This is a genomic window from Alistipes sp. AF14-19 (assembly GCF_003461645.1).
GTDB lineage: Bacteria > Bacteroidota > Bacteroidia > Bacteroidales > Rikenellaceae > Alistipes > Alistipes shahii.
In genome coordinates this window covers 302,548-320,609 of sequence record NZ_QTXM01000003.1, presented here as the reverse complement: position 1 = coordinate 320,609, position 18,062 = coordinate 302,548, and the positions used below count along the sequence as shown (strand labels likewise).

Here is an 18,062-nt window from a genome sequence, read left to right as displayed (position 1 = left end):
AATGCTTAGGTTTTCGCTTTTCTGAAAAAGCCATCAAAACAGCAATGCAGGAAAATTTAGTAATCGTAGAGTCCCCCGCCAAGGCCAAGACCATCGAGAAGTTTCTCGGCAAGGACTTTATCGTAAAATCGAGCTTCGGACACATCCGCGACCTTGCGAAGAAGGATCTCGGCATCAATATCGGAGAAGGCTACAAGCCCGTATACGAAATCCCCGGCGACAAGAAGAAAGTGGTCGACGAACTCACGAAACTGGCCAAGTCGAAGACCGTCTGGCTCGCCTCCGATGAGGACCGCGAAGGAGAAGCCATCGCATGGCACCTGACCGAAGTGTTGGGTCTCCCCGTCGACCGGACCAAGCGCATCGTCTTCCACGAAATCACCAAGCGGGCGATTCTGGAAGCCATCGAGAAGCCGCGCACGGTCAATATGGACCTGGTCAACGCCCAGCAGGCACGCCGCATCCTCGACCGGCTGGTCGGCTTCGAGCTGTCGCCGGTGCTGTGGAAGAAGGTACGTCCGGCGCTGTCGGCAGGCCGCGTGCAGTCGGTCGCCGTGCGCCTGATCGTGGAGCGCGAACGCGAGATCATCGCCTTCCGCTCGGCAGCCTATTTCCGTGTCGTGGCCCAGTTCTACGCCGCCGGAGACCCGGAGAAGACGCTCTTCAAGGCCGAACTTTCGTCGCGTTTCGAAACCGAGGCGCAGGCCGAAACCTTCCTGCAAAGCTGCATCGGCGCCACATTCACGGTGGCCAAGGCCGAGGAGAAACCCGCACAGCGCTACCCCGCGCCGCCGTTCACCACCTCGACGCTCCAGCAGGAGGCGGGCCGCAAGCTGGGCATGTCCGTATCGCAGACGATGTCCGTCGCGCAGCACCTCTACGAGCAGGGTCTGATCACCTACATGCGTACCGACTCGGTGAACCTCTCGCAGCAGGCGCTGGCCCAGTGCAAGGAGGAGATCACGAAACTCTACGGCGAGAAATATTCGCGCTGGTTCAACTACAAGACCAAGACCAAAGGTGCGCAGGAGGCCCACGAGGCCATCCGCCCGTCGTACATCGAGCGTCAGGAGATCGAGGGCACGCCCGCCGAGAAGAAGCTCTACGACCTGATCTGGAAGCGCACGGTCGCCTCGCAAATGGTCTGCGCCGAATTGGACCGCACGACCATCACCATCGACATGTCGGGCAGTTCGAACCAGTTCGTCGCACAGGGCGAGGTGGTCCGTTTCGACGGCTTCCTGCGCCTCTACTCCGAATCCACGGACGACGACCAGGCTGCCGAGAGCGGCGAGGGGCTGCTGCCGAAACTCACGGCCGGCGACCGGGTCCTCCCGTCGCAGATCACCGCCACAGAGCGCTTCACCTCGGCTCCGGCGCGCTATAACGAGGCCTCGCTCGTCAAACGCCTCGAAGAGCTGGGCATCGGCCGTCCTTCGACCTACGCCCCGACGATCACCACGATCATCAACCGCGGCTACGTCGTCAAACAGAACAGGGACGGGCAGAAGCGCAACTACGCACAGCTGACGCTCACGGGCGAAAAGATCGCCTCGAAGACCCTCTCGGAAAACTACGGCAAAGAGAAAAACCGACTTTCGCCGACCGACATCGGCATGGTGGTCAACGATTACCTGGAGGAGCAGTTCGGCCCGATCATCGACTACAACTTCACGGCCAGCGTAGAGAAGGAGTTCGACCGCATCGCCGAGGGCGACATCACCTGGGACAAGATGATCGACGAGTTCTACGGTCCCTTCCACAAGATGGTCGATTCGGCCATCACGACGCAGACCGCCAAGACGCGCGAAGTGCGCATTCTGGGCAACGATCCCAAGACGGGGCACATCGTGAAGGCGCGCATCGGCCGTTACGGCCCGATGGTCGAGATCGAAGGGAACGAAGGCGAGAAGGGACGCTTCGCGTCGCTCAAGAAGGGCCAGTTGATCGAGTCGATCACGCTCGAAGAGGCGCTGGAGCTTTTCGCCCTGCCCCGCGACCTGGGACAGCTGGACGGCGAGGAGCTGATGGTCGGCATCGGCAAGTACGGTCCCTACGTGCGCTACGGAAAGTCGTTCGCGTCGCTGGCCAAGACCGACGACCCCTACACGATCGGCTACGACCGCGCCGTTGAGATCGTCCGCGCACACCAGGCGGCCGCGGCCGCGGCCAACACGCCGCTGAAGAGTTTCCCCGAAGATGCCGACATGCTCGTCAAGAACGGCCGCTACGGACCCTACATCGCCTACAAGAGCAAGAACTACCGCCTGCCGAAGGGAGCGAAGCCCGAGGAACTCACCCTCGACGACTGTCTGAAGATCGTCGCAGGATCGAAAAAGTAACCGCCCCGGACAAGAGGGGAAGGGTCTGGCCGCAAAACGGAAAACCCTCCCCGGAACAAAAGGGCCTGGCCGCAAAACAGAAAAACCGTACCGAGATAAAAGGGTCTGGCCGCAAAACGGAGAAACCGTACCGGGACTGCGAAACGACCCGCAAGAAAGCAAACACCGAAAACCGAACGATTGATGAAAAAACCGATTCTCGCCGCACTTGCGCTCTGCTACGCGCTCGGAGCCGCGGCACAAACGCCCGACACGGCCGCCCCGGAAGGCTACCGTTTCACCGACGTCAAAATCCTGCCCGTCACCCCGGTCAAGGACCAGAGCCGCAGCGGAACCTGCTGGTGTTACTCGACCCTCTCGTTCCTCGAAAGCGAAATCCTCCGCGCCGGAGGTCCCGAACTGGACCTTTCGGAGATGTGGATCGTGCGCAACATCTACTTCGAAAAGGCCGTGAAATACGTCCGCCTGCACGGCTCGCTGAACCTCGCCGTCGGCGGACAGGCCCACGACGTGCTGCACGGCATCGAGGCGTACGGCATCGTCCCCGAGGAGGTCTATCCGGGACTGAACTACGGCTACGACAAACCCAATTTCGATGAGATCGACGCCGTGATCAAGGCCTACGCCGACGCGGTGATCAAGGCCGGCGGGAAGCGCAGCGACAGCCGCCTCACGACGGCCTGGCAGGCCGGGCTGAACGGCATCCTCGACGCTTATTTCGGCCCGATGCCCGGGAAGTTCACCTACCGGGGCAGGGAGTACACCCCGGCGTCGTTCGCCGCGTCGCTGCCGATCGACCTCGGCGACTACATCGAATTCACCTCGTTCACCCACCACCCCTTCTACACGGAGTTCGCCATGGAGGTCCCCGACAACTGGAACTGGGACAAGGTATGGAACGTGCCCCTGGACGAGTTCATGCAGATCATCGACAACTCGCTGGAGAAGGGTTACACGATCTCCTGGGGAACCGACGTGAGCGAGAAGGGGTTCAGCCGCACCAAAGGTCTGGGCATCGTCCCTGAAGCCGACCTCGAAGGCATGCAGGGAACCGAAGCCGAGAAGTGGGGCAAACTCACCCAGAAGGAGAAGGACGAGGCGCTCTACAAGTTCGACAAACCCGGCAGGGAGCGCACCGTCACGCAGGAGCTTCGCCAGAAAGGCTACGACAACTACGAGACCACCGACGACCACGGCATGCAGATCGTGGGCACGGCCACCGACCAGAACGGAACGCCCTACTACAAGGTCAAGAACTCGTGGAACACGACAGGTCCCTACGACGGCTACTGGTATTTCTCGCGCCCGTTCGTCGCCTACAAGACGATGACCGTGCTGGTCAACAAAAACGCCGTTCCGAAGGCGATTCTCAAGAAAATCGGCGTCAAATAGACCGACGATCCCCGCAACGACAAAACAGCCCGGCTTGCAAAAGCCGGGCTGTTCGTTTATCGAAGTTTAAGTTTTTAAGTCTACTGAAAGGGAGATTTTACATCTCGCGCAGTTTGATGCTCTCTCCCAACATGATCAGGGCGGTACGGAACCACTCGTTAATCCTTGCTTTCATACTAAATAATTTTAATTAATTCTTAAAATATTTTATCATTTAAGACAGGACAAAAGTAGTGCGCGGAAACCAAACTTCCAAATATTTTATTAAGATTTTTTATAAAATTTGTAATTTTTTTGAATAAATCTCTATTCTTCGATCTCGACGCCCAGCAGACGGGCCAGCTCAACAGCCTGCAATGGACTAATTTTCAATCCTTTCAATTCAAACGACCCGATCTCGCGAACGCGAATGCCGCGGATGTCCGAATCGGCGAAAGAAAGTCCGCGCAGGCGGGTGCCGAAGAATTCGGCCTGTGTCAGGTCGCACTGCGCAAACTCGACACGTTCGAAACGGCAGTCCCCGAAAGCGGCGCCATGCATCGGACAGCCCGCAAAACGCACCGTGCGCAGCCGCGAAAAGGCGAAATTGGCGAACTCGCCCTTGCAACGTTCGAACAGCAGGTGGTTGAGCGCGGTTTCGGCGAAATTCGTTCCCGAAAGTTTGCAGTCGGCGAACCGTACGCGGTGGAGACTGCACCCCAGCAAGTCGGCGTTCGAGAAATCGCAGTTGCGGAAAACCACGTCCGAAAACTGCGAACGGGCAAGCACGCTCCCCGCGAAGAGACAGCCCGTGAAGAGGCATCCCTGCACCGAAAGGTGCTCGCGGTCGAGCGATGCGAAGTCCGCAGCGCGGAACGAAGCGTCGGCGATCTCCTCGTCACGGGTCATCCGAACGGGATCAGCGGACGCTGCTGACTCCCGGAGCAGTTGCGGTGCGGCGATTTCCATGGGCGGCAATTGTTTGAATTGCCGCAAAGGTAGGAATTTTTACCCGTTTCGTTACTACTTCCGGAGGTTGGGATTGTTCATTTTGCGCAACCGGAAATATTGGTTATCTTTGCTGTCGACTCCGAGCTCCAAATTCATGAAAAAGACCTGTTTCCTTCTCCTCACCGTTTTGCTGACGACAGCCGCGCTGCGCGCGTCGGCCCAGAACAAGGACACCTCGAAGGAGAATTTCCCATCGACCGAAACTACGCTTTCACAGATCGGACAGGCCGAGGCGCACCCGAACGCCAGGCACGTCCGGATGGCCGACACTTCAGCCCTCGCCGCTCCGGTGAAACGTCCGGGGCTGATCCGCCGCATCATCGACTATTACAGCCGTTCGAACGTGGACCGCACCTTCGAAAAGAAGATCGACTGGAGCATCGCCCCGGGACCCAACTACTCCTCGGACGTAGGCTTCGGCATCGGATTCCTGCTGGCGGGACTCTACCGGCTCGACCGCACCGACTCGGTCACCGCACCGTCGAACATTTCGATTTACGGCAACTTCACGACCGAAAAATTCGTGCTGCTGCGCTTTTCGGGCGACAACATCTACAACCACAACAAACAGCGGCTGAGCTACTCGGGCGCATTCGTCTACTTCCCCGGCGCCTTCTACGGCGTGGGTTACAACGCCGGCAAGGAGGGTTACGCCCAGGACCTCACCACGACGATGGGCGCCTTCCGCATCTCCTACTGCACCTCGCTCGTGGGCCGCTTCTACATCGGCGTCAGCGGCGGCATCGACTACTCCGGAGCCAAGTACAAAAATTCGGGCATGGCCGACCGCATGAACGGCATCCAGGCCGACGTAGAGTCCGGAAAACCGGTTCCGGGCGGCAAGATGGGCGAGCTTTACAACCTCTGGCAGGAGGGACGCTACGACCCTGCGAAACAGGACCCGTTCTCGAATTACATCGCCACGACGGGCGACAAGCCCAACGCCTTCAACGCCAATGTCGGGCTTTTCGCCCAGTACGACACGCGCGACGTGACGTTCAACGCCTCGAAGGGCATCTTCATCAAGGCCGAGGCCAAATGGTATCCCGAATGGCTGGGAAACACGCGCCGCACGTTCGGACGCTTCACGCTGACCTTCGACTTCTACCAGAAACTCTGGAAAGGGGCCGTGCTGGCCTGCGACCTCTACGCCGACGCCACGACCGGAACCCCCTCGTGGCACATGTACGCCAAAATGGGCGGCATGGAACGCATGCGCGGTTACTACGAGGGACGCTACCGCGACAAAAAACTGGTGGAAACGCAGATCGAACTGCGGCAGAAAATCTACCGCCGCCACGGCATCGTGGGATGGATCGGCGGCGGGCAGGTCTGGGGCACGGAGAAATTCCGCTGGGGAAACACGCTTTGCAGTTTCGGCTGCGGCTACCGCTTCGAATTCAAGAACCGCATGAACATCCGCCTCGATTACGGCTGGGGCAATTTCGGCAACCAGAATCTGCCGTGGGACCGCAAGCGATCCTCGGCGTTCCTGTTCACCGCTTCGGAAGCATTCTAAAGAATATATACGAGGATAAAACCTTCGTCCAGAGAGACGGAGAGCCTGACCGGCTCTCCGTTTCCGATCCGTCCCGCCAGCGTCCCGGCAGCAAGGTCGAGCCGCACGACGTGCAGATCCCTCCGGAAATCCAGCTCCCGGCGTCCGGCATACTTGTAGAGCGTCTCTTTTGCACACCAGACGATCCCCGGCAGAAGCGGGTCGTCGGAAAGGGCCTCCTCTTCAGGCGTCAGGTAGCGGCTCGCGGCGCGTCTGAAATCGCGCGTTGCGGGTTCGATGTCCACGGCGCAACGCTCCGGGGAGGCGCAGACCGCGATGCGGCCGGCGCAATGGGCGACGGAGATATGGACGGCCCGGTTCGTCAGCACCGGGGCGCCCAGCGCATCGTAGGCGATCCCGACGTCGTCCCCCAGTTCGCGGCGCACCACAGCCCGCCACGTAAGGAACTCGGCCCGGCGGCGTTCCGACACGAACCCGGCTGCCGCGGCACGTTCTTCGGAAGTCGTCCACCGGGCGGACTCTTCGGCCGTCAGCGGCGGCGATGTCCACAGGGCCGGAATCATTGAAGGTCGACGCGGATTTTATCGACCCGGTGGCCGTCCATCTCCTGCACCGTGAAACGCAGGTCGTGCGAAGTGAAGACGTCGCCTTTGCGCGGAAAGTCGCGTTTGAGTTCGAGCATCAGCCCGGCAAGGGTTTCGGCCTCGCCCCGGACGTCGGCGAAAACGTCCTCGCCGATGTCGAGGATACGCTCGAAATCCCCGAGGTGGGTCTTTCCCTCGAAAATATAGCTCTTGGCGTCGAGCCGCGTGTAGAAGCACTCGTCGTTGTCGCTCTCATCGGAAATCTCGCCGACGATCTCTTCGATGATGTCTTCGAGCGACACCAGCCCCAGCGTCGAACCGTACTCGTCGACGACGATGGCCATGTGGACCTTGTTCGACTGGAAGTCGGCCAGCAGGTCGTTGATCTTTTTGTGCTCGGGGACGAAATAGGGTTTGCGGATCAGCTGCTGCCACGCGAAATCGCCGCCGTTGTTGATGTAGGGCAGCAGGTCCTTGACGTAGAGCGTCCCGCGGATATTGTCCACATCCTCCTCGTAGACCGGGATGCGCGAGAAGCCCGATTCGATGATCGTCCTCTTGACCGTCTCGTAATCGGCCGTCATGGAGAGCGCCGTGATGTCCACACGGGGTTTCATAATCTCCTGCACTTCGGTATTGACGAAGTTGACGATGCCCGAAAGCATCACGTGCTCCTCGGGGCTGGAACTCTGCGTCATGTCGACGGCGTCGGCCAGTTCGTCGAGCGAAATCTCGCTCTTGTGCGCGGCCTTTTCACTGATGCGGCTGCTCGTGCGGACCAGCGCATAGGAGAGCGGATAGAAAACCCACCGCAGCACCAGCAGCGGACGGGCCACCATCGAGGCGAAGCGCAGGGGAATCGTCTGCGCCAGCACTTTGGGCAGTATCTCGCCGAAAAGCAGCAGCAGGAAAGTCACCAGCACGGTCTTGAACAGGAACTCGAACCGCAGGAAAGTGAAGACCGAGTCGATGATCCCGGCCGTGAGGATGACGATGCAGATATTCACCAGATTGTTGACCACCAGGATCGTGGCCAGCAGCAGGTCGACGTTCGCCAGCAGCCGCAGCATGGCGGCGGCCGATGCGCTTCTGCGGCTCTGCAAATGACGTATATCATTGTGCGAGAGGGAGAAAAAAGAAGTCTCGGCCCCCGAAACGAGCGCCGAAACACACAACAGGCAGAGCGTCACCGCGCAAAGCACGGCGATATGGGGTGAGAACCCGTTGAACGTAATCCAGGAATGCGCGTCTTCCAAATTGAAAATCGGTTAGTTAATCGAATAGCGAGCCGCCCTGCGACTCCTCTTTCTGCGCCTGGGCATCGGTCGTATCGTCCTTCAGCACCTCCTTGCGGCTGCCGGGGACGCGCACGATGAACTTCGAGTTGCGCGACTGGTAGGCGGGTTTGGCCAGCAGGGTGTCGATGTTGCTGTAACGGGTCGGCTTGGCGCCGAGCATCACCAGTTCGGGCTGACGCTGGGCGGGTTTGGGGGGCAGGGGTTTGATCGGCTCCAGCACGGGTGCCGCGGCGGACGTCTCCTTGACGGCCGGTTCGACGGTGCGGACCGGGGGAATGATCTGCTTCATCACGCCGGGCTGCGCGTCGCCTTCGAATCCCGTGGCCACGACCACCAACTCGATGAAATTGCCCAGCTGCGGCTTCTCGCTCGTACCCCAGATGATGTTGGCGTTGTGGATCACCCCGTTGTCGTCCTGCACGCTGGCGTGGGCCTGAATATACTCCAGAATCTGCACCACCTCCTCGTACATCAGGGCGTCGGCGTCCGACACCGAAATATTCAGCAGGATGTTCTTGGCGCCCGAAATCAGGTTGTGATCCAGCAGCGGGGAGCGCAGCGACGCTTCGGCCACCGCCTCGGCGCGCTTGTCGCCGTCGGCCGTAGCCACGGCCATATGCGCCCGGCCGCTGTTGCGCATCACCTTCGAGACATCGGCGAAGTCGACGTTCACCAGATCGCTCTCGACGGTGATGATCTCCGCGATACCCTTGGCCGCAGAGGCCAGAATGTCGTCGGCCTTGCCGAAAGCCTGCTTCAGCGAGAGGCGGCCGTAGATTTCCAGAATGTTTTCGTTGTTGATGATCAGCAGCGAATCGGTGTTCTGGCGCAGCTCCTCGATACCGCGGAACGCCTGTTCGTAACGGATCTTGCCCTCGACGGCCAGCGGCGAGGTGACGATGGCCACGGTCAGCAGCCCCATCTCCTTGGCCAGCTTGGCGATGACGGGCGATGCTCCCGTGCCCGTTCCGCCGCCCATGCCGGCGGTAATGAAGAGCATCTTCGTACCGGCCTCTTCGAGCACCTGACGGATTTCGGGCAGCGACTCGACGGCCGCGCGGCGGCCGTTCTCCGGATCGTTCCCGGCTCCGAGACCTTCGGAGCCGAGGCGGATCTTCCGCTCAACGGGGCTTTTGTCGAGCGCCTGCTGGTCGGTGTTGCAGACCATGAACGTAACGCCCCTGATCCCGAGGTTCCACATATGGTTTACGGCATTGCCCCCTGCGCCGCCGACGCCGACCACCGTAATGATCGAGCCGTCCGTGCGCGGGACCTTGATTTCCGACATCAATTCGTCTGTCATATCGTTATTTCCTAATTATCCAAACAACTTAAATTACCTTTCCCGCAGATGAGCGGTGCTTTCGCGGCGTTCCCCTGCGTTTACAAATCCGACCCTTCCCTGAATCCCTCCCCGGAGGGGACTTGTCGCGGCGCAACCGGGGGTTCAGCCGGGATGTCAACCGGAATGCGGACGAGCTGATCTACCCTAAATCTCCTCGTCCTCGGCGGCCGTGAAACTCTTGTTGATCTTGTCGAAGGTCTTCTGGAAGATCGCACCCCAGTTGCGGCTGCGCTTCGGTTCGATCACCGGCGGCTCGTCGGCACGCTCTTCGTCCGGCCGTCCGGCCGCTTCGGCTCCGGCCTGCACCCCGGAATCGGGTTCCGGAACCGGCACGGGAGGCGTATAGGGCTGGGCAGCACGCGGCTGCGGAGCCTTGAACCCGCCCGCTGCGGGCTGCGGCGGCGTGAAAGGCCGGTGCGGCTCGGAACGAGGAGCCGCGGGGTGCTCGATGACGGCGCAGCCGCCCAGTTCGGCCCCCTTGAGCAGGATGCCCACGGCGGTCGAGAAAGCGGCGTCCGCAACCTTCTCCTTCGACTCCCCGGTGATTCCCGTCTCGGGCACAGCGACACGCACGTCCATGCCCGTCACGCGGCGGAACAGTTCGTCGAGGTCCTTCAATTTGGCCGAACCGCCCGTCAGCACGATGCCGTAGGCCAGTTTCCCGGCGTATCCCGAATCCTTGATCTCCTGCTGCACGAACTCCGCGATGTCCGTGGCGCGGGCCTCGATCACCGTGGCCAGGTTGCGCAGCAGAATGTCCTTCGCCTCGCGGGCCGTACGGCCGTTGACGCGGATCAGCTTGTCCTCGGGAGCCAGTTCGGCGACCGCCGAACCGTATTTCTGCTTGAGGCTCTCGACGTGTTTCTCGGGAACGCTCATCGTGCGGATGTCGCGGTTGATGGCCGATGCGCCCATCGGGATCGAAGCGACGTAACGCACCACGTTGCGGTAATAGACCGTCACGTCGGTGACGCCGCCGCCGACGTCGACCACGGCCACGCCCTCCTCCTTCTCATCGGGCAGCAACACCGCTTCGGGCGTCGCCAGCGCGTCGGACATGACGCCCAGCATCTTGATGCCGAGGCGTTTCAGGGCCATATCGAGACGCTGCATCGGGGTTTTGAGGCAAAGGATGAAGTTGAACGTCGACGAAAGTTTCTTGCCGAACGAACCCACGGGATTGCGCACCTCCTGGTTGTCGTCGACCATGTAGTTCTGGGGCACGCGCTCCATAATGGTCTCGTCGTCGGGGGCCTGCACGTTGCGCATGCGGTCGAACAGCGCATCGACGTCCTTCTGGTTGACGCCGTTCTGGGGATCGTAGACGAAGACATGGTCGGTATGGCGCGCACAGCGCACGAAGTCGCCCGAGATACCGGCATACGCCTCCGTGATGCGGATTCCGAGCTGCTGCTCGGCCTCCGACACGGCCTCGCGGATGGCGCGGCTCACCAGTTCGATATTCTCGATCCGGCCCGCATTGACTCCCTCGACGGGCTTCGTGACGACACACGCCACGTCAAGCAGGCCTTCGGGCGTCTTCTCCCCGACGGCCACCACGACCGACGAGCAGCCCAAATCGACGGCAACGGTATAATTCTTTTTTTCCACGGTATAATCCTTTTACTTCTTGCAAACCACCTGGTCGTTATATCTGATGTCAATAGTGCGGTATTCGCTCCAGCCGATCGACGAGAGGCCGCTGCGGTAAAACCGCAACAGTTTGTCGAACTTGCGCTCCACGTCCTCCAGCCGGCCGAAAAGCACGGCGAAGCGGCCGCTGCGGGGCGTAAGTTCCACCTCCAATGCTCCGCTGGGGGTCGTTTTCGCGGTGATCTGCACCACTTCCGACCTCCAGAAATCATCGTCTTCGACAGTTTCTACAAAGGTAAGGAGTTTCATGAAATCTTCGTAGCTTTTCTCCAACTTTTTTTGTTTCCGCCGCTCGGCCTCCTGCAACCCGGCGATACGCTCGATCTCCTCGCGGATCACGCCCGCCCGGTAGCGGTAGGTGCGGCGCAGGCCGGCTTTTTTCTCGCGCAGCGCGTCGACCCGCGCATCGAACTCCCGCGAACCTTCCAGCCGCCACCACTGCCGCTTGATGCGCATGCGGCGCAGGGCCGAAATGTTGCGGTCGTTCTCCATCTCACGCCGGTAGAGAGGGTATTTCTCGCGTTCGAGTTCGGCGATGCGTTCGTCAATCTCGCCGAGACGCAGGTCGATATGCTCCCGCACGCTCCCGACGTACGACGCAGGGAAGGGAGGACGGTAACTGCCGGTGACCACCGGCACGTAGAGCGACGAGGCGCGGGGCGCGGCGAAGACATAGCCGTCGGCGGTCACGTAGGCGTTCATGCCGTCGGTAAGCAGGCGCACCAGCGGCTTGCGCTGGCTGATCTCGATGTGCAGCGTTCCCCCGTAGGAGACATAGGCAACCGTTTTATCCACGAATCCGTTGCGGGCGATCAGTCGTTCGATACCCGTCAGGTCCACCGCATCAACTGCCGTGCCGAGTGTCTTGATTCCGGCATGTGAAATCCACTGGCGGACCATCGCTGCCGAGACCAGATGTCCCTGCGAAGAGCTGTCCACCACCTCGATCTCCAGCTTTCCGACCGTACCCGTCCTGCGCACGCGCCGCACCGCCGAGGCCGCAAAGACGATGTATGCGGCCACGGCGACCCACAGCAGGGTCAGAAGCGTGTATCGGAGGTAGCGGGACATCACTATTAAAAATTATGAAAAATCATTCAGGCAGATTCCAAGCCACGCAAGAAGTCGTTTTTGTCAAGCAAAAGAGACCTCATCAACTCCAGCCGGAAACGAAAATGCCAAAAACAGATGCCTGTATTTTTAATATTTAGCTTTTCATTTTTAATCGCTCCGCCAATGCGGGGCAGCAGGCGTCGATATTGCCGGCGCCGAAGCTGATCACAACGTCGGTGTCCATCGCGGCCACCTCGTCGGCCAAATGGTCGCGGTCGACGATACGGCACGGCGCGGCGACCCGTCGGGCGATGATCTCCGAGGTGATGCCCGGAATCGGCTCCTCGCGCGCCGGGTAGATGGGCAGCAGCACCACTTCGTCGGCATGCGACAACGCCTCGGCGAACTCCGCATGGAGGTCGCGCGTACGGGTGTAGAGGTGGGGCTGGAACAGCGCCGTGATCCGCCGCCCGGGGAACATCTTCCGCACGGAGGTGAGCGTTGCGGCCAGCTCGCGCGGATGATGGGCGTAGTCGTCCATATAGACCTGCTTCGGGGTGTTGACATAGAACTCGAAACGCCGTTTCACCCCCGAGAACGAGGCCAGCGCGCCGCGCAGCTTATCGGCATCCAGCGGAGTTCCTCCGGCCTTCGCGGCGCACCACACCGAAGCGACGGCCGCGACCGCGTTTTCGATGTTGACCCACCCCGGAACGCCCAGCGTGCACCCCTCGAACGCGCCCGAGGGTGTCACCAGGTCGTAACGGTAATGCCCCCCTTCGAGCAGCTGCACGTTGCGGGCGTAGAAATCGCACGGCTCGTCGTAGGAATAACGGTATACGGCGATCCCGGGGTTGTCGATCACGATGTCGACGCCCCGCTTGATGATGAGCGAGCCGCCCGGCCGGATCTGCCGCACGAACTGCGAGAAGGCCTCCTTCACCGCCTCGTGCGTCCCGTAGATGTCGAGGTGGTCGGCGTCGGCCGAGGTGACCACCGCCACGTCGGGATACAGCCGCAGGAACGACCGGTCGAACTCGTCGGCCTCGACAGCCAGTCTCCCGCCGTCGCCCAGCACCAGATTGCCGCCGAAATTCTTCGAAATGCCCCCCAGAAAAGCCGAGCCGCCGCCCGTCAGCGCGCGGTTGAGCCATGCCACCATCGTCGAAGTGGTGGTCTTGCCGTGCGTGCCCGCCACGGCCATCACGTATTTGCCCTCCGCAAGATGCCCCAGCATCTGCGAACGCTTCTCGACGCAGAAACCGTGTTCGCGAAAATAGCGGTATTCGCCGTGATCCTGCGGCACGGCCGGGGTGTAGACGACCATCGTCTTCTTCGGGTCGAGAAATCCTTCGGGGATCAGCCGCACGTCGTCCTCATAGTGGACCGCCGCGCCCTCCGCTTCGAGTTCGCCGGTCAGGTGCGAAGGCGTGCGGTCATAGCCCGCGACGGCATACCCCCCGTGCAGAAAATAGCGCGCCAGGGCACTCATGCCGATGCCGCCGATACCCAGAAAATAGACGTTCTTGTATTCCATCACTTCATTACCTTTACAATCTCATTGACAATATCTTCCGCGGCGTCGGGCCTGGCCAGCGCCTCCAGATTGCGGCTCATCGCCGCCAGCGTCTCCCGATCCGCCAGCAGCTCCACGGCCCGCGGCATCGCCTTCGTCCGGCACTCGGCGTCCGGAACGACCACCGCCGCGCCCTTCGTCTCCAGCGCCCGGGCGTTTTTGGTCTGATGATCCTCGGCCACGTTGGGCGACGGAACGAACAGCACCGGCTTGGCAACGAGGCACAACTCGGAGACCGTCCCGGCCCCGCTGCGCGAGACGACCAGATCGGCCGCGGCATAGGCGTAGTCCATGCGGTCGATGAAAGCCCCCTGCCAGACGTGTGCGGCGGGGTGCGCGGCCAGAAAGGCCTGCATTTCGCGTTCGTAGTACTTGCCCGTCTGCCAGATCACCTGCACGGGGGCCTTGCCGTCCGTTCCGACGATCCACGCCTTCATCATCTCGTTCAGCGACCGCGTGCCGAGCGACCCGCCGACCACCAGGATCACCGGAAGATCGGGCGTCAGCCCGTAATATTCCAGCGCCTCGGCGCGGTCGGCGCCCTCCTTCGAAAAGCGGCCCCGCAGGGGATTGCCCGTCAGGACGATCTTCGCCGCCGGGAAGAAGCGTTCCATGCCTTCGTAGGCCGTGCAGATGCGCCGCGCGCCCTTCGCGAGGATTTTATTCGTCACGCCCGCATAGGAGTTCTGCTCCTGAATCACGGTCGGCACGCCCATCCGCTGCGCGGCCCACAGCACCGGAGCGCTGGCATAGCCGCCGAAGCCCACCACGGCGTCGGCCCCGAAGTCGCGGATGATCCTCTTCGCCATCCGGATGCTCTTCACCGCCTTGAACGGCACCGCGAGGTTGCGCCAGTCCAGCCGCCGCTGAAGGCCCGCGATCGGCAGACCCACGATGCGGTAGCCCAGCGCCGGGACCTTCTCCATCTCCATCTTGCCCTCGGCCCCGACGAAGAGAATCTCCACCCCGTCGCCGAAACGCCGTTTCAAGGCCTCGGCAACAGCCACGGCCGGGTAGATATGGCCTCCGGTTCCACCTCCGGAAAGAATGATGCGTTTCATCGTATCTAATTTTTAATTCTTAATTTTTAATTGATTCTGCCGCCGGGGCGGCAGAATCATCGTCCCCAGTTCCCCCGGTCCAGCGACCGGTAGTTGATCGCCTCGGCGATGTCCGCCTGAACGATGTCGGCGCGTCCCGCCAGGTCGGCGATCGTGCGCGCCGCCTTCAGGATACGGTCGTAGGCCCGCGCCGAGAGCGACAGCCGCTCCATGGCCCGCTCCAGCAGCGCGGCCGAAGCCGCATCGAGGCGGCAGTATTCGCGCAGCATCGCGCTGTTCATCATCGAGTTGGTATGAACCCCCTCGACACCGCCGAAGCGCGCCTCCTGCACCGCCCGCGCCCGGACGACCCGTTCGCGAACCGCAGCGCTCGCCTCGCCCGGCGCAGCCGCCGACAACTCCCGCGGAGTCACGGGCGTCACCTCCACATGCAGGTCGATGCGGTCCATCAGCGGACCCGAAATGCGCCCCATATAACGGTGCACCGACCCCGGAGAACAGGTGCACTCCTTCGTCGGGTGGTTGTAATAGCCGCACGGGCAGGGATTCATCGCCGCCACGAGCGTAAAATTCGCCGGGTATTCGACGTTGTATCTGGCCCGCGAAACCACGATCTTCTTCTCCTCCAGCGGCTGCCGCAGCACTTCGAGCACGCTGCGCCCGAATTCGGGCAGCTCATCGAGGAACAGCACGCCGTTGTGGGCCAGCGACACCTCGCCCGGCCGGGGCGACTGCCCGCCGCCGATCACGGCGACCTGCGAAGCCGTATGATGCGGAGCGCGAAACGGCCGCCGGGTCATCAGCCCGCCCGTCACGCCCGCCTTGCCCGCCACGGAGTGTATCTTGGTCGTTTCGAGCGCCTCTTCGCGCGAAAGCGGCGGCAGGATCGTCGGCAGACGCCGTGCGAGCATCGTCTTGCCCGAACCCGGCGCACCGACCATGATGACGTTGTGCCCTCCCGCCGCCGCGATCTCCAGCGCGCGTTTCACATGCATCTGGCCCCGCACGTCGGCGAAATCCTCCGCATAGTGCGTCGCCGCCGCATCGAACGGTTCGTCGTCGGCCGGCACGGCAGGCGCAATCTCCGCCTCGCCGTTCAGGTATCCGACGACCTGGCGCAAGGTCGTGGCGCCGATCACCTCGATGCCGTCGACAACCGCGGCCTCCGCCGCGTTTTCCACCGGCAGCACCACCCGCCGCAGCCCCTCCGAACGCGCCCGGACCGCAACGGGAAGCACGCCCCGCACGGGTTTGAGCGAGCCGTCGAGCGACAGTTCGCCGACGAACATCGTCCCGGCGACCGCCCCGGCGTCGATGCGGCCCATCGCCGCGAGGATTCCCACGGCGATCGGCAGGTCGAAACCCGCCCCCTCCTTGCGCAGGTCGGCCGGAGCGAGGCTCACGACCACCTTCTTGCCCGACATCCGCTCGCCCGAGTTCTCGAACGCCGCCCGGATGCGCTGTTCGCTCTCCTTCACGGCATTGTCGGGCAGTCCCACGAGGTACATGCCCAGACCGCCGCCGGCGATGTTGACCTCGACGGTCACCGCCACGGCGTCGATCCCGGCGACCGCTCCTGCAAATGTACGAACGAACATGGCTAAAAAGGCGCTTCGTCGTCGATCTTCGTCGAGCGGTTGACGTCGAACTCCCCGCCCATCGCCGCACCGAGGCCCGACGTCCCCGGCTGGCTGTTCGAACCGCTGGCGTAGTCGTCGTAGGCCTGCTGGCTCTCCGCCGCCTGCGCGGGCGGCAGCATCGAGTCCTCCACGTCGGCGAAGCGGGCCTGCTCCTTCAGGAAGCGCAGGTTCACGTCGCACACCGCGCCGTTACGGTGCTTGGCAAGGATGATCTCGGCCATGCCCGCCGTGGGCATGCCGTTCTCGTCCTGGTTGATGCCGTAATACTCCGGACGGTGGATGAAGGCCACGATGTCGGCGTCCTGCTCGATGGCGCCCGACTCGCGGAGGTCCGACAGCTGGGGACGCTTCGAGCCGCCGCGCATTTCGGTGGCGCGGCTCAACTGCGAAAGGGCGATCATCGGCACGTTCAGCTCCTTGGCGATGGCCTTCAGCGTACGCGAGATGAAGGCCACCTCCTGCTCGCGGTTGCCCTTCGTGTCCTGATTGCCGGTCATCAGCTGGAGGTAGTCGATGATGATGATCTTGATGTCGTTATGAATTTTCAGACGCCGGGCCTTCGAGCGGAACTCGAAGACCGAAAGGGCCGGAGTGTCGTCGATGAACAACGGCGCCGTGCCCAACGGCTTGGTGGCCGATTCGAGGTGCCGCCACTGCTCGGGCGTCAGACGCCCCGACTTGACGTCGTTGCCCGAAAGTCCCGTCTCGGCGATGATCAGACGCATCATCAGCTGCACGGAGGACATTTCGAGCGAAAAGAACGCCACGCCCTGCTCGTGGTCGACGGCCATGTTGCGGGCCATCGAGAGCACGAAGGCTGTCTTACCCATCGAGGGACGCGCGGCGACGATGATCAGGTCGGACAGCTGCCAGCCCAGCGTCACGCGGTCCAGAGCCATGAAGCCCGACGGCACGCCGCTGAAGGCGCTGGTGTTCTTCGACGCCTCCTCGATCTGCATCAGCGCCCGGGCCAGGATGTCCTTGGACGACTGCACCGAACGTTTGACGTGCCCCTCGGCGACCTTGAAGATCTCGCCTTCGGCGTAACCGATCAGCTCCGTGACGTCGGTCGACTCGTCGTAGGAGCGTTTCTGAATCTCGGTCGCCGAGCGGATCAGCTCGCGCTGCACGTATTTCTGGGCGATGATCTTGGCGTGAAACTCGACGTTGGCCGCCGAACCGACCTTCTGGGTCAGCTGCGCGAGGTACGAAGCGCCGCCCACCTTCTTCAGCTCCTTCTTGGCCTTGAGCCGCTCGGTCACGGTATAGAGGTCGATGGGTTTCAGCTCCATCGACAGTTCGTTGATCGCCTTGTAGATCAGGCGGTGTTCCTCGGTGTAGAACGCCTCGGGGGAGACGAACTCCTGCACGGTGATGATGCAGTCCTTTTCGAGCATCAGCGCACCGAGCACGGCCTCCTCCAGCTCGACCGCCTGCGGGGGTACGTTGCCGACGGTATCGGTCATCGCCTCGAACGCCTCCCGGTTGCGGGAGGAGGGTGTAAAATCTTTCGCCATGGATAATCGGATTCTTTCAAAGGTCAAAAGTAAGCATAAGCGGGGAGAAATCAAAACCGGGCGGAACCCCGGTTTGTCGAAAACTATGTTTA

At 61.9% G+C, this 18,062-nt stretch carries 14 protein-coding genes; 4 read left to right on the top strand and 10 right to left on the bottom strand.

What is annotated here, in order from left to right:
• Positions 1–44: 44 nt before the first annotated feature.
• On the top strand, positions 45–2,342 hold the full coding sequence (gene topA / locus DWW03_RS05015; RefSeq protein WP_118406418.1) for a type I DNA topoisomerase: 2,298 nt from the start codon (positions 45–47) through the stop codon (positions 2,340–2,342).
• A gap of 183 nt (positions 2,343–2,525) precedes the next feature.
• A complete protein-coding gene (locus tag DWW03_RS05010) occupies positions 2,526–3,734 on the top strand; it encodes an aminopeptidase C (RefSeq protein ID WP_022061682.1) in 1,209 nt (402 codons plus the stop codon).
• 306 nt (positions 3,735–4,040) lie between these two features.
• Here the strand turns inward: DWW03_RS05010 and DWW03_RS05005 are convergent, their stop codons facing one another.
• On the bottom strand, positions 4,041–4,682 hold the full coding sequence (locus DWW03_RS05005) for a pentapeptide repeat-containing protein (protein ID WP_022061683.1): 642 nt from the start codon (positions 4,680–4,682) through the stop codon (positions 4,041–4,043).
• Between the two features lie 136 nt (positions 4,683–4,818).
• Here DWW03_RS05005 and DWW03_RS05000 point away from each other — a divergent pair, with 136 nt between their 5' ends.
• A complete protein-coding gene (locus DWW03_RS05000; protein ID WP_015546998.1) occupies positions 4,819–6,243 on the top strand; it encodes a BamA/TamA family outer membrane protein in 1,425 nt (474 codons plus the stop codon).
• Here DWW03_RS05000 and DWW03_RS04995 read toward each other — a convergent pair.
• The 5 genes from DWW03_RS04995 to DWW03_RS04975 form a co-directional block, all read right to left on the bottom strand.
• Positions 6,240–6,806, bottom strand: a complete 567-nt coding sequence (locus DWW03_RS04995) for a 4'-phosphopantetheinyl transferase family protein (RefSeq protein WP_015546997.1) — start codon at positions 6,804–6,806, stop codon at positions 6,240–6,242. The genes DWW03_RS05000 and DWW03_RS04995 overlap by 4 nt on opposite strands.
• Positions 6,803–8,083: a gliding motility-associated protein GldE gene (gene gldE, locus DWW03_RS04990; protein ID WP_022061684.1), complete on the bottom strand. Its 1,281-nt coding sequence runs from the start codon at positions 8,081–8,083 to the stop codon at positions 6,803–6,805. The genes DWW03_RS04995 and gldE overlap by 4 nt, the downstream gene beginning before the upstream one ends.
• Positions 8,084–8,099: 16 nt before the next feature.
• A complete protein-coding gene (gene ftsZ / locus DWW03_RS04985) occupies positions 8,100–9,428 on the bottom strand; it encodes a cell division protein FtsZ (RefSeq protein WP_022061685.1) in 1,329 nt (442 codons plus the stop codon).
• A 186-nt stretch (positions 9,429–9,614) separates the two neighbouring features.
• On the bottom strand, positions 9,615–11,081 hold the full coding sequence (gene ftsA / locus DWW03_RS04980) for a cell division protein FtsA (RefSeq protein ID WP_022061686.1): 1,467 nt from the start codon (positions 11,079–11,081) through the stop codon (positions 9,615–9,617).
• A 12-nt stretch (positions 11,082–11,093) separates the two neighbouring features.
• Positions 11,094–12,194 (bottom strand): cell division protein FtsQ/DivIB, encoded by a 1,101-nt coding sequence (locus DWW03_RS04975; protein ID WP_015546993.1) that lies wholly within the window; start codon positions 12,192–12,194, stop codon positions 11,094–11,096.
• A gap of 14 nt (positions 12,195–12,208) precedes the next feature.
• Between DWW03_RS04975 and DWW03_RS16810 the strand changes: the two genes are divergently transcribed.
• The gene (locus DWW03_RS16810) at positions 12,209–12,334 is read left to right on the top strand and encodes a hypothetical protein (RefSeq protein WP_256168820.1); all 126 of its coding nucleotides are present in this window, start codon (positions 12,209–12,211) and stop codon (positions 12,332–12,334) included.
• On the opposite strand, the gene murC is transcribed toward DWW03_RS16810, so the two are convergent.
• The 4 genes from murC to dnaB are packed head-to-tail and all read right to left on the bottom strand — an operon-like array spanning position 12,331 to position 17,970.
• Positions 12,331–13,713: a UDP-N-acetylmuramate--L-alanine ligase gene (gene murC / locus DWW03_RS04970; protein ID WP_015546992.1), complete on the bottom strand. Its 1,383-nt coding sequence runs from the start codon at positions 13,711–13,713 to the stop codon at positions 12,331–12,333. The two genes, DWW03_RS16810 and murC, sit on opposite strands and share 4 nt — an antisense overlap.
• On the bottom strand, positions 13,713–14,813 hold the full coding sequence (gene murG / locus DWW03_RS04965) for an undecaprenyldiphospho-muramoylpentapeptide beta-N-acetylglucosaminyltransferase (RefSeq protein ID WP_022061687.1): 1,101 nt from the start codon (positions 14,811–14,813) through the stop codon (positions 13,713–13,715). Before murG ends, murC begins: the two co-directional genes overlap by 1 nt.
• A 56-nt stretch (positions 14,814–14,869) precedes the next feature.
• Complete coding sequence (locus DWW03_RS04960; RefSeq protein WP_118406417.1) at positions 14,870–16,411, bottom strand: YifB family Mg chelatase-like AAA ATPase; 1,542 nt, start codon at positions 16,409–16,411, stop codon at positions 14,870–14,872.
• Between the two features lie 2 nt (positions 16,412–16,413).
• The gene (gene dnaB / locus DWW03_RS04955) at positions 16,414–17,970 is read right to left on the bottom strand and encodes a replicative DNA helicase (RefSeq protein ID WP_015546989.1); all 1,557 of its coding nucleotides are present in this window, start codon (positions 17,968–17,970) and stop codon (positions 16,414–16,416) included.
• Positions 17,971–18,062: the final 92 nt, after the last annotated feature.